Genomic DNA, 11,805 nt, shown 5'->3' on the forward strand with positions numbered 1-11,805 from the left:
AGCTGAAGCTACAGTCTGAGCATCGCTGGCTAATGCCTCTGCCCCCTTCCCTCCTTCACCAAACCAGTATAATGTTTGCTGTTTGACCCGGCGCAAGGCCGGGTCCCAGCTTTCCAAGTTACTTACGCGGCCCGGCCGCCCCAACAAACATGCTCGCCCAACAAAAACAAGAGATCATCGCCCTCTTCAACGCCGCCCTGGCCCCTATCCTCGACGGCACCGAAGTGACCGCCAACGTGGTGCTGGAACGCCCACGCGATTCGGCGCACGGCGACGTCGCCTGCAATATCGCCATGCAGCTGGCAAAACAGTTGAAAATGAACCCGCGCGAACTGGCCACCAAGGTCGTTGCCGCGCTGCTGGAAAACCCGGCCGGCAAGCACCTGGTGGCATCGGCGGACATCGCCGGCCCGGGCTTCATCAACTTGCGCGTCACCGACGCATCGAAACAAGCTGTCGTGAAAACCGTGCTGGCGCAAGGCGCGCAGTATGGCAAAGGTACGGCAGGCGCCGGCAAGCATGCGATCATTGAATTCGTATCGGCTAACCCAACCGGCCCGCTGCACGTGGGCCACGGCCGCCAAGCCGCACTGGGCGATGCGCTGTCGTCGCTGTTTGAAGCGCAAGGTTTCGACGTGACCCGAGAGTTCTATTACAACGACGCCGGCGTGCAAATCTCGACGCTGGCCACGTCCGTGCAGGCGCGCGCACGCGGCTTCAAGCCGGGCGACGCGGAATGGCCTGAATCAGCGTACAACGGCGACTATATCCAGGACATCGCCAACGACTTCCTGGCCAAGAAAACCGTGTCCGCATCCGATGGCGCACCAGCCACCGCATCGGGCGACGTCAACGACATCGAATCGATCCGCGCCTTCGCCGTCACGTACCTGCGTAACGAACAAGATATCGACTTGCAGGCATTTGGCGTCAAGTTCGACAACTATTACCTGGAATCGTCGCTGTACACCGATGGCAAGGTGAACGCCACCGTGGAAGCGCTGATCGGCTCCGGCAAAACGTATGAGCAGGACGGCGCGCTGTGGCTGCGCACGACGGAATATGGCGATGACAAGGACCGCGTGATGCGCAAGTCCGATGGCACGTACACCTACTTCCTGCCGGACGTCGCCTACCACATCCAGAAATTCAAGCGCGGCTTCACGCAAGCGATCAACATCCAGGGTTCCGACCACCACGGCACCATTGCCCGCGTGCGCGCCGGCCTGCAAGCCGTGAACATCGGTATCCCGCAGGGCTACCCTGACTACGTGCTGCACAAGATGGTCACCGTGATGAAAGATGGCGCGGAAGTGAAGATTTCCAAGCGCGCCGGTTCGTACGTGACGGTGCGCGACCTGATCGAATGGTCGGGCGGCGGCGACATCACGAAGGGCCGCGATGCCGTGCGCTTCTTCCTGATTTCCCGTAAAGCCGACACGGAATTCGTGTTCGACGTGGACGTCGCACTGAAAACGTCGGATGAAAATCCCGTGTATTACGTGCAGTACGCGCACGCCCGTATCTGCCGCATGCTGGAACAGTGGACCGGCAGCGAAGCGGAGCTGGCCAATGTCGACCTGTCGCCACTGACGGCGCCGGCCGAAGCGACGTTGCTGGCGACGCTGGCGTCGTACCCGGAAGTGCTGGCCCGCGCCCAGGCGGAACTGGGCCCGCACCAGATCGCGTTCTACCTGCGCGACCTGGCAGCCGCGCTGCACAGCTTCTACTTCGCCGAGCGCGTGCTGGTGGACGACGAAGCCGTCAAGATGGCCCGTATCGCACTGATGGTGGCGACCCGCCAGGTGCTGCGCAACGGCCTGGCGCTGATCGGCGTTTCCGCTCCGGACAAGATGTAATCGCGTTTTTAATCGCCCATCGAGGAATTACCGTACCTATGCATTTCCGTTCCCGTCTCGCCCCGCTGCCACGCCAGCAGGGCAACACGCTGGTTGGCATCATCATTGGCCTGGTCGTCGGCCTGGCGATCGCCGTGGTTGTCGCGCTGGTGATCAGCAAGGGCTCGTCGCCCTTCACCGACAAATCCGGCAAGGTAGGGAAACCTGCCGAGCCGACTGCCGGCCAGATTTCGGACCCGAACAAGCCTATGTACGGCAACAAGGATGCCGCGCGCGAAGCTGCACGCGACTTCGCCAAGGAACCTGCGCGTCCTGTTGAAGGCGTGCCGCCACCGGCAGCGCCGCCCGCGCACGCGCCGGCGCCAGCGCCGAAAGATGAGTTGCAGCAAGTCGTGGACCGTATCGAAGCGGCATCGAAAACCAAGCCTGCTGCAGCGCCAGCGGCCGCCGCTCCTGCTGCTCCGGCAGCGGCGCCTGCAGCGCCTGCCACGGCCGCTGCCGCCCCTGCGGCGGGCGACGATAAATATGTGTATTACCTGCAGGCCGGCGCGTTCCGCGAAATGGCCGATGCGGAAAGCCAGCGCGCCAAGCTGGCTTTGATGGGCTTTGAAGCCACCGTATCGGACCGCACCACGGACGCCGGCGTGCTGCACCGCGTGCGCATGGGACCTTATGCGCAGGTGGAAGCCATGAACAAGGCGCGCAGCAAGCTGTCTGAAAACGGGGTCGACGTATCGGTCGTGCGCAATCAGCGCTGATTTACTGAGGAGCGAGCATGCGGGTCTTCAAGCAATTGCTGGGTGTCGCCATCTTGTCTGCCGCTGCCATGGGTGCAATGGCATCGCCCCAAAATCCCGCCAATGGCACGGAATACGTGACCTTGGCGGCGCCGCAGCCTGTCCCCGCAGGCAAAAAAATCGAAGTCCTGGAATTCTTCGCTTACTGGTGCCCGCACTGCAATGCCTTCGAACCGCTGCTGGCCGAGTGGATCAAAAAGCAGGGCAACAACATTGTCGTGCGGCGCATCCACGTGCCCAAGAGCGACATGACCTTGCCACAGCAAAAACTGTTCTTCACGCTGGAAGCCATGGGCATGGCCGAGCAATACCAGGCCAAGGTTTTCGAAGCCATGCACGTGCAGCGGGAAAAATTCACCAAGGACGAACAAGTGCTGGACTGGGTGGCGAAGAATGGCTTCGACCGCAAAAAGTTCACGGACATTTACCGTTCGCTGCCTGTGCAGCAGCGCGTCAAGCTGGCGGACCAGGCCATGACGGATTACGGCATTGATTCGTGGCCCATGGTGATTATCGATGGCCGCTACAAGACGTCGCCGCAAATGGCCAGCGCCACATTGGGCAGCGAACCTGAAATCGAATACCACAAGGCCACCATCGCGGTGATGGATCACTTGCTGGCCAAAGCAAAGGCGGAAAAGAAATAAGCATGGCGGAAGCACATGCGCTGCGGCGCGTCTTTATCACGGGCGCGTCCAGCGGCCTGGGCGCCGCGCTGGCGCTGCGCTATGCGCAACTGGGCGCCACTCTCGGCTTGCTGGCACGGCGCGGCGACGCGCTGCAAGCGCTGATCGACACCCTGCCCCACCCGGAAAAACACCGCGCCTATGCGGTGGACGTCAACGACCACGAAGGCATCCGCGAAGCCGCCATCGATTACATCGAACATGCGGGCGGCATCGACGTGGTGATTGCCAGCGCGGGTATTTCACATGGCACGCTGACGGAATATGGGCAGGAAGATTTGCCCGTGTTTGCATCGATCTTTGCCACCAATGTCACCGCCACCTTTGCCACGTTCGCGCCGTTTATCGGGCCGATGAAAGCGCAGCGTACGCCGGCGCGCCTGGTAGGTATCGGCAGCGTGGCCGGGATCCGTGGCTTGCCAGGCGGCGGCGGGTACAGTGCGTCGAAATCTGCCGTGATTACGTATTGCGAATCGCTGCGGGTGGAAATGGCGCCGTATGGCATTGACGTCGTCACCATTTGCCCCGGCTATATTGATACGCCGATGACGCAGCATAATTCGTATGCGATGCCATTCCTGATGCCGGCCGATCAATTCGCTGCAGCTGCCGTGCGGGCCATTGAACGGGGCGCCAGCTATACCGTGATTCCATGGCAAATGGGCATCGTGGCCAAGCTGCTGCGCGTGCTGCCCAACCCGGTCTATGACTGGGCGTTTTCCAAGGCGCCGCACAAGGCGCGCAAGAAGAAATGATGATGACGATGGATTTGAATGCGGCTGCCATCACGGACCACTGCGCGGCATGCGCATCGCACGTGGCAGTGACGGTGGTGCAGGAAACCGGCTCCACCAATGCGGACTTGCTGGCGCAAGTACAAGGCGGTGCGCTGGCCGGCCCCGCCCTGTTGGTGGCGCACAGCCAGACGGCTGGGCGGGGCCGCGCGGGGCGCAGCTGGCTGTCGGCGCCGGGCGCGACGCTGATGTTTTCGCTGGCGTGGCGTTTCAAATCGCCGTTGCAGCATCTGGTCGGGTTGCCGCTGGCTGCCGGCGTGGCGCTGGCCGAAGCCATCCAGGCGCTGGGCGTGCCGGTGCAATTGAAGTGGCCGAATGACTTATTGAAAGATGGCGCCAAGCTGGCCGGCATCCTCGTGGAAACGCAAACGGGGCCGGATGGCGCCGTGTGGGCCGTCGTCGGTGCGGGTATTAATTTGCTGATGCCGGATGCACTGGAAACCGATATTGGCCGCGACGTGGCGTCCGCGCCATGGCTGGCGCAAATGGACCGCAATGCCTTGATGGGCGCGCTATTGAACCGCTTGTCTGCCACGCTGGCGGAATTTGACGACACGGGCTTTGCGGCTTTTACGGAGCGCTGGAACCAGTTGCAGGCGTGGCGCGGCGAGCCGGTGCGCATCCTTGACCAGGGCAAGGTGCTGCTGGAGGGGCGCATGGCGGGTGTCGATGACACGGGGCGCCTGTTGCTGCAAACGGATGGCGGCATGGTGCCGGTGATGTCGGGCGATGTATCGCTGAGGCTCGCGCAATGAATACGTTCTTGATCGATGCGGGGAACACCCGTATTAAATGGGCGCTGGCTGCTTCCGATGCGCCGCTGGGTGTATGGCTGGCGTATGGCGCCGTCATGCACGCCGATGCGGCGCAGTTGACGGAGGCGTGGCGCGGCGCGGTGGCGGCGCATGGTGCAGCAGGCAAAGTCATTGTTGCCAATGTGGCGGGTGCGGATCGGCGTGCATTGCTGGAATCCATGCTGGAAATGGCCGGCGTGGCGCAGCCATCCGGCATCGACTGGTTTGCATCGGTTGCGGAAAGGGCAGGCGTACGCAATGGCTACCGTACGCACGGGCAGCTGGGCTGCGACCGGTTTGCCGCGGCGATTGGCGCTCATGCATTAGTGCCGGGACAGGCGCTGATCGTGGCCAACTGTGGCACGGCCACCACCATTGACGCCGTGACGGCCGATGGCGCTTTCCTGGGCGGCATGATCTTGCCGGGGCTGGGATTGATGGCGACTTCACTGGCGCGCAACACGGCGCAGTTGCCGCAGATTGCGCAAGGCGGTAAGCTGCCATCCGGATTTGCCGACAATACTGACGACGCCATCCTCAGCGGCCTGCTGGCTGCGCAGGCGGGCGCCATCGAACGGGCTTGCGCGCTGCATGGTGCGCAAGCGTGCCTGGTGTCCGGCGGCGCCGCGCAATATATCGCGCCGGCGCTGGGGGCGCACGTGCCTTACCGCCTGGTGGACAATATTGTGCTGACGGGTTTGCATGCTGCCGCGCGCAGCGAATAACTGTGGATTGCCTGTGCTGAAATTTATCTTCTGGTCCCTGCTTGCTGTGAACGCCGGCCTGTATGCATACGGGCAGGGTTACCTCGGCCATTTCAGCGGCAGCGAGCGCGAACCGGCGCGGCTGCAAAACCAGCTCAACGGCGACAAGCTGGTGGTAATTCCTGCTGCGAAGGCGGAAGCGGCGGTGGCTGCGCTGAAGGCGCAGGCGGCTGAACCGGAAGTGGAAGCACCCAAGGCAGCGGCGGAAGAACCGGCGAAGAAAGCCGCGAAAGAGCCGGCCAGGGAAGAAAAAATCGCGTGCGTTGAAATCGGCAATTTCTTGCTGGCCGATGCGCGCCGTTTTGAAGAGAAGATCGCACCGCTGTCGCTGGGCGACCACCAGGCGCGCATTAACTTGCCGGGCACGGAAGTGTCGAGCTACATCGTGTTTATTCCGCCGCAGGGCAACAAGGAGGGGGCTGATAAAAAGGCTGCCGAATTGCGCGCGCTGGGCGTGACGAATTACTTCATCATGTCGGACAGCCAAACCATGCGCTGGGCGATTTCGCTGGGTGTGTTCAAGAGCGAAGCCGGTGCGCAAACGCTGCTGGCCAGCCTGCAAAAACAGGGCGTCCACAGCGCCCGCATCGCACCGCGCATGAGCGCCAGCAAGCTGCTGGCGTTCCAGTTCCGTGACATTACTGCGGATACCAAGTCCCGCCTGGAAAAAATCCGCAGCGGCTTCGCGGAAAAGGAAAGCCGCGCCTGCAAGTAATGTGGAGAACTCCACCCCTACACTTGTTGCAAAACACTTCGGTGCCTGGCACCTTTTGTACTATCGTTCGATGAGGGATCGATAGTTTTTAGCGTTGGATGATCAGCGGCTTCAGGCCCAGCGCGGGCGGGAGCGCTTGCATGGCTTGCTCGGCTTCCTGGCGCGTGGCGTAGGGGCCGCTGTACAGGCGCAGCACTGCACCGGATGGGACGACTTCCAGGCCCGATAAACCACTTTCCATGGCAAATTTGGCGCGTGCGGCTTCCGCATTTTCCGCCTTTGAATACGCACCTAACTGCAGGAAGAAACCGCTCTTCACCGCTGCTGGCGCTGCCGCCGTTACGGCGGTCGCCACGGCCGGTATGATCGCGGCAGCGGCTGGCGCATTGGCGCCGCCTGCCAGCGTAACGCCGCCCCCCACCGGTGCTGCCGGAGCGGAAACCGGGGCTGGCGCAGCCGCCTGCGGTGCACTTGCCGCAGAACCCGTCGACGGCGGCGGATACAGCAGCGCCGCCGTTTGCGCAGGTTCGCGCTGCGGCGCAGGAGCTTGCGGCCTCAGCACCGTCGCCGGTTTACTGCCGCTCTTGCCCGCAGCGGCCAGCTTGTCCGCTTCCGCCGGCAAGATGCGCTCCACTTCCAGCATGTGGCTACCCTTGTCCAGCAAACCCAGTTTCAACGCCGCCGTGTATGACACATCGATAATGCGCGTCGAGTGGAACGGCCCGCGGTCATTCACCCGCACCACCACCTGGTTGCCATTGTCGAGGTTCGTCACGCGCGCATACGATGGAATCGGCAACGTCGGATGCGCCGCCGTCATCTTGTACATGTCATACAGTTCGCCCGACGACGTGCGCTGGCCATGGAATTTCTTGCCGTACCACGTGCCCAATCCCCTCTGCACAAAGGGCTGCCCAGGATCCGTAATGGGCCGGTAAGTCTTGCCGAACACGGCGTATTCCTTGTTGGCGCGCGGGATCGGCGGCTCATTCCTCACTTCCGCATCCGGTGTCGCCATCAGGTTGGGCGGCGGATTGTCACCCGGGCCGTCGTCCTGGTAATAACCGCCGCGCCCCGAGCCGGCAGGCGGCAGCACAGGGACGCCCGGCTCGCGCTGCGGCTTGGCGGATGGCTTCACCGGTACGTGCGCCGGTGATGACGATTCCTGCTGCTGCGTGCCGCATCCCACCAGCACCAGTGCAGGCGCCAGCGCAGCCGCCAGCGCCGCCAGACGCATCGAAGGCTTGCGACGCACCGTCATGTCTGCACCAGCTTGCGGTGGCGCTGAATGCTCATCAGGATGCCCGATGCCAGCCCCAGGGTCAGCAACGCCGTACCGCCATAACTCATGAACGGCAGCGGCACACCGACGACCGGCAAGATGCCGCTCACCATGCCCATGTTGACGAATGCATAGGTGAAGAAAATCATCGTTACGGCGCCCGCCAGCAAACGGGTAAAGAAATTCGGTGCATTCGCGGCGATCATCAAGCCACGGCCAATCAACAACAGGTACATAAACATCAGGAACAGGTTACCCACTAAACCAAATTCCTCAGAATACACGGCAAAGATAAAGTCTGTCGTACGCTCGGGAATGAATTCCAGGTGCGCCTGCGTGCCCTCTTTCCATCCTTTGCCCATCAAACCGCCGGAACCGACGGCAATGGTGGACTGGATAATGTGGAAGCCTTTGCCTAATGGATCCGTGGTCGGATCAATCAGCGTCATGATGCGTTCGCGCTGGTAATCGTGCATCAGCGACCACGCCACCGGCATCGACGCGGCGCCCGCCACCACCAAAGCAGCAATGGCTTTCCACGACAGGCCCGCCAGGAAAATCACGCAGAAGCCCGCCATCACCACCAGCAGGGCCGTGCCCAAATCCGGCTGGCGCGCAATCAGGAACACGGGCACCAGCAGCAGCAGCGCACCGATCGCATATGAATCCCAGCGCAGCATCCCCTGGCGCTGCTGGAAGAACCACGCCAGCATCAGCGGCACGGCAATCTTGGCAAATTCCGACGGCTGGATATCTGCCACGCCGATGTGCAGCCAGCGGCGCGCGCCCAGCTTGATGGTGCCGGCCACCGCCACAGCCACCAGCAGCGACACCGTCACCACGTACGCCGGCAGCGCAATGCGCATCATGTTTTGCGGCGAAATATTCGCCACCACCCACATCGTCAAGAACGACATCACGATATTGCGGACCTGGTCTTCAATCTTGCCCGGGATGCCCATGCTGGCCGACATCAAGGTCACCAGGCTGGTAGACAGCAGCATGATGATAATCAGCATCAGGGTCGGGTCGAACACAGCCAGGTAAGGCTTGATGCGGCGCCAGATCGAGCGCCTTTCATTGATCGGCATGCAGCCTCCTTATTCTTTATTGCGCGGCGGCGGCGCGGCCGGCGGCAAACCCTGTACCGGCTGCTGTGGCGCGGGCGCAGGCGCTTTGGCAGCCGGCTGTTGCGGTATAGCGGTGGCAGGCTTGGTACCGGCGGGAACCGCTGCCGCAGGTTTGGTTCCCGGTACAGCGCCAGCCTGTGGCGGCGCTCCTGCAGCCGGTTTGGTTCCCGGTGCGGCAGCAGCCTGTGGCGGTGCGCCGGCTGCCGGGTTGGCTCCCGGCGCCGTCGTAGCCGGTTGCGATGCGCCCGCCGCTGGTTTCGCGCCGGCGGCCGGCACATGCCCATGCTGGTGCGGCACAGCCGTTGCCGGTTTCGCGCCGGGACGCTGGTTTTGTGGCTGAATCAGTGGCGGCTGTTCCGGCTTGGCAGGCGCGGCGGGCTTGGCGGCGCCAGGCTGCGCAGGCGTGGCGGCACGCTGCTCCGCGGCGATCGCTGCCGCTTCTTCCTCATCCGGCTCCTCCACCGGAATGAATTCCGATGCGTCTTCCTTCGGCACCGGCGTCGTATCCTTGCCTTCCGGACGCTTGCCCAGCAGGTAGTAATCCAGCACCTTGCGCGCGATCGGCGCCGCTTCCTGGCCACCGAAGCCCGCATTTTCCACGATCATGGCCAGCGCGATGCGCGGCTGGTCGGCTGGTGCAAACGCGGTAAACCACGCGTGGTCGCGGTAGCGCTCATTGATTTTCGATGCGTTGTATTTTTCATTGGCCTTGATGGCAATCACCTGCGCCGTGCCGGTTTTACCGCCGACCGTATAACCCGCGTTGGTGAAGGCGCGGTACGCGGTGCCGCCAGGCTCACTGGCCACGCCCACCATCGCGTTCTTGATAAAATCGATATTTTGCTGCTTGAGCGGAATGCGGTAGCTTTCCTTCGGCACCGTCAGCGTGCGCGCCTTGGTGGCGCCGTTTTCAATGATTTTCACCAGGTGCGGCTTCATGACGACGCCGTTATTGGCCAGCGTCGATACCGCGTGCGCCACCTGCATCGGCGTATACGAATTGAAACCGGAGCCGTTGCTGACCGCGATCGTGTCGCCGCCGACCCACTTGCCCGCTTGCGGGTTCTTTTTAAAGCGAGCGCGTTTCCATTCCTGCGACGGCAGCACGCCGGTCTTTTCGTTTTCCAGGTCGATGCCGGTCTGCTGGCCAAAGCCAAATGGCTTCATGAATTTGTAGATGGCGTCGATCCCCATGTCGCGCCCCAGGATGTAGTAATACGTATTGCACGACACCACGATCGACTTGCGCATGTCGACGGTGCCATGGCCGCCCACCACGTCGTCGCGGAATTTGTGGTCGCCCAGATAGAAGAACCCGGGGTCGCCAATTGCCTGGCTCGGCGTGCGCACGCCCGTTTCCAGCGCCGCCAATGCCATGAACGGCTTGAAGGTGGAGCCAGGCGCATAGGTGCCGGACAGCGGGCGGTTCACCATCGGCCGGTCCAGCGATGTATTCAGTTCATTCCAGCTTTGCGAATCGATGCCGTCCACGAACAGGTTGGGGTCATAGCCGGGACGCGACACGAAGGCCAGCACGTCGCCGGTCGCCGGTTCAATTGCCACCAGCGCGCCGCGCCGTTCGCCAAACGCTTCTTCCGCCACCTTTTGCAACTCGATATCGATCGACAGGATCAGGTTATTGCCCGGCGTGGCCGGTGTGCGCGACAACGTGCGCACCGCGCGCCCGCCCGCCGACACTTCCACCTCTTCATAGCCGGTGATGCCATGCAACTGCTTTTCGTAGCTCTTTTCCAAGCCTTCCTTGCCGATGTGTTCCGTGCCTTTATAGTTGCGCGCATCGTCGCCCGCTTCGATGACTTTCGCTTCGCTCTGGCTGATACGGCCGATATAGCCGATCACGTGCGACGCAGTTTCACCCAGCGGATACTGGCGGAACAGGCGCGCCTGGATTTCCACGCCCGGGAAACGGAAGCGCTGCGCGGAAAAGCGCGCCACTTCCTCATCCGTCAAACGGGTGCGCAGCGGCACGCCTTCAAAGCCCTTGGTTTCTTCCAGCAGACGTTTAAAACGCTTGCGGTCCTTGGCTTCCACCGACACCAGCTTGCCCAGTTCATCGATGACGGTTTCCAGCGGCGCACGCAATTTCGACGGCGTGATTTCCAGCGTATAGGCCGAGTAATTGCGGGCCAGGATCACGCCGTTGCGGTCGACAATCAAGCCACGGTTCGGCACCACGGGCACGAACGCAATACGGTTTTCTTCCGCCTGCGTCATGTACTTGTCGTGATGGACCACTTGCAGCCACACAAAGCGCGCCAGCAACAGCGCAAAGCAAATAAACACCAGCAAGCCCAGCGCCGACAGGCGCAGGCGGAACAAGTGCAGTTCGCGTTCGGTATTCTTGAACTCGGTCATCGGGACTGCTTAGATAGGACGCGTATGGTCTTTGTCGATGGCGCGGCGCTGCGGCGCCAGCAAGATCATCGTAATGAAGGGCCACAGCACGACCGCCACGGCGCTCTCGATGAAATACCACCAGCCGGGGAACTTGCCCGACACGATAAAGCGCACCATCAATTGCACGGATTGCGCCATCAGCAACAGCGGGAACACGTGCATGGCCTGCGTGATCAGCGGGAACCACAGCACGCGGCGGTGGATCATGATGGCGCAATACGACAGCAAGGTGTACGCCAGTGCATTTTCCCCCAGCAAGGTGGCGTCATGCACGTCCATCAGCAAGCCGAGGAAAAATGCCGTGCCGATGCCGACTTTGCGGGGCTGGTGCACGCCCCAGAACACCAAGGTCAGCGCGACGAAATCGGGCGCGCCGACGAACTGGCCCCAGGGCAGCAAGTTCAGCAGGAAGGCACAAAACAAGCTGAACGCAATAAACACCGGGCTGACCGGCAGCAGTATGTAATGTGGACGATTCATTGAAAGGCTTTCAACGCGTCTGCGTATCGTTGGCGGCGCCGTGCGCGGCGGGGCGGGCGGCAACCGGAGCGGCTGGCGCGGCCGCA

Annotated in this window: 11 protein-coding genes; 7 read left to right on the forward strand and 4 right to left on the reverse strand. The window is 62.3% G+C overall.

The features are described from left to right. Nucleotides 1–149 precede the first annotated feature (149 nt). From argS to GM668_RS08285, 7 genes are read left to right on the forward strand one after another with little or no spacing between them, the layout of a single operon-like run. Complete coding sequence (argS, locus tag GM668_RS08255) at nucleotides 150–1,859, forward strand: arginine--tRNA ligase (RefSeq protein ID WP_155438453.1); 1,710 nt, start codon at nucleotides 150–152, stop codon at nucleotides 1,857–1,859. Nucleotides 1,860–1,897: 38 nt separating this feature from the next. Further along, nucleotides 1,898–2,617 (forward strand): SPOR domain-containing protein, encoded by a 720-nt coding sequence (locus tag GM668_RS08260; protein WP_155438454.1) that lies wholly within the window; start codon nucleotides 1,898–1,900, stop codon nucleotides 2,615–2,617. Between the two features lie 17 nt (nucleotides 2,618–2,634). Beyond that, nucleotides 2,635–3,303 (forward strand): thiol:disulfide interchange protein DsbA/DsbL, encoded by a 669-nt coding sequence (locus GM668_RS08265; RefSeq protein WP_155438455.1) that lies wholly within the window; start codon nucleotides 2,635–2,637, stop codon nucleotides 3,301–3,303. A 2-nt stretch (nucleotides 3,304–3,305) separates the two neighbouring features. Continuing rightward, nucleotides 3,306–4,097, forward strand: coding sequence for an SDR family oxidoreductase (locus tag GM668_RS08270; RefSeq protein ID WP_155438456.1), 792 nt, complete (start codon nucleotides 3,306–3,308; stop codon nucleotides 4,095–4,097). Between the two features lie 2 nt (nucleotides 4,098–4,099). Continuing rightward, nucleotides 4,100–4,891 carry a biotin--[acetyl-CoA-carboxylase] ligase gene (locus GM668_RS08275; protein WP_371868664.1) on the forward strand — a complete coding sequence of 264 codons (792 nt, stop codon included), beginning with the start codon at nucleotides 4,100–4,102 and terminating at the stop codon, nucleotides 4,889–4,891. Continuing rightward, nucleotides 4,888–5,655, forward strand: a complete 768-nt coding sequence (locus GM668_RS08280) for a type III pantothenate kinase (RefSeq protein ID WP_155438457.1) — start codon at nucleotides 4,888–4,890, stop codon at nucleotides 5,653–5,655. The genes GM668_RS08275 and GM668_RS08280 overlap by 4 nt, the downstream gene beginning before the upstream one ends. A 13-nt stretch (nucleotides 5,656–5,668) precedes the next feature. Then, nucleotides 5,669–6,409: an SPOR domain-containing protein gene (locus GM668_RS08285; RefSeq protein ID WP_170305548.1), complete on the forward strand. Its 741-nt coding sequence runs from the start codon at nucleotides 5,669–5,671 to the stop codon at nucleotides 6,407–6,409. Nucleotides 6,410–6,497: 88 nt separating this feature from the next. Here GM668_RS08285 and GM668_RS31580 read toward each other — a convergent pair whose 3' ends face one another. Genes GM668_RS31580 through mreD form a run of 4 tightly spaced genes read right to left on the reverse strand, consistent with a single transcriptional unit; the run spans nucleotide 6,498 to nucleotide 11,719 of the window. Next, a complete protein-coding gene (locus GM668_RS31580; RefSeq protein ID WP_155438459.1) occupies nucleotides 6,498–7,670 on the reverse strand; it encodes a septal ring lytic transglycosylase RlpA family protein in 1,173 nt (390 codons plus the stop codon). Further along, entirely contained in the window at nucleotides 7,667–8,782 is a 1,116-nt protein-coding gene (gene rodA / locus GM668_RS08295) for a rod shape-determining protein RodA (protein WP_155438460.1), read from the reverse strand. The genes GM668_RS31580 and rodA overlap by 4 nt, the downstream gene beginning before the upstream one ends. Nucleotides 8,783–8,791: 9 nt before the next feature. Next, nucleotides 8,792–11,197 carry a penicillin-binding protein 2 gene (gene mrdA, locus GM668_RS08300; RefSeq protein WP_155438461.1) on the reverse strand — a complete coding sequence of 802 codons (2,406 nt, stop codon included), beginning with the start codon at nucleotides 11,195–11,197 and terminating at the stop codon, nucleotides 8,792–8,794. Between the two features lie 9 nt (nucleotides 11,198–11,206). Further along, nucleotides 11,207–11,719, reverse strand: coding sequence for a rod shape-determining protein MreD (gene mreD, locus GM668_RS08305; RefSeq protein WP_155438462.1), 513 nt, complete (start codon nucleotides 11,717–11,719; stop codon nucleotides 11,207–11,209). Nucleotides 11,720–11,805 lie beyond the last annotated feature (86 nt).

Source organism: Pseudoduganella ginsengisoli (assembly GCF_009720865.1).
Classification (GTDB): domain Bacteria; phylum Pseudomonadota; class Gammaproteobacteria; order Burkholderiales; family Burkholderiaceae_D; genus Rugamonas; species Rugamonas ginsengisoli.

What these genes read in the sequence shown, in the direction of transcription:
- argS (WP_155438453.1), top strand. Translation starts at nt 150, where the DNA reads ATGCTCGCCCAACAAAAACAAGAGATCATCGCCCTCTTCAACGCCGCC.
- GM668_RS08260 (WP_155438454.1), top strand. Translation starts at nt 1,898, where the DNA reads ATGCATTTCCGTTCCCGTCTCGCCCCGCTGCCACGCCAGCAGGGCAAC.
- GM668_RS08265 (WP_155438455.1), top strand. Translation starts at nt 2,635, where the DNA reads ATGCGGGTCTTCAAGCAATTGCTGGGTGTCGCCATCTTGTCTGCCGCT.
- GM668_RS08270 (WP_155438456.1), top strand. Translation starts at nt 3,306, where the DNA reads ATGGCGGAAGCACATGCGCTGCGGCGCGTCTTTATCACGGGCGCGTCC.
- GM668_RS08275 (WP_371868664.1), top strand. Translation starts at nt 4,100, where the DNA reads ATGACGATGGATTTGAATGCGGCTGCCATCACGGACCACTGCGCGGCA.
- GM668_RS08280 (WP_155438457.1), top strand. Translation starts at nt 4,888, where the DNA reads ATGAATACGTTCTTGATCGATGCGGGGAACACCCGTATTAAATGGGCG.
- GM668_RS31580 (WP_155438459.1), bottom strand. Translation starts at nt 7,670, where the DNA reads ATGACGGTGCGTCGCAAGCCTTCGATGCGTCTGGCGGCGCTGGCGGCT.
- rodA (WP_155438460.1), bottom strand. Translation starts at nt 8,782, where the DNA reads ATGCCGATCAATGAAAGGCGCTCGATCTGGCGCCGCATCAAGCCTTAC.
- mrdA (WP_155438461.1), bottom strand. Translation starts at nt 11,197, where the DNA reads ATGACCGAGTTCAAGAATACCGAACGCGAACTGCACTTGTTCCGCCTG.
- mreD (WP_155438462.1), bottom strand. Translation starts at nt 11,719, where the DNA reads ATGAATCGTCCACATTACATACTGCTGCCGGTCAGCCCGGTGTTTATT.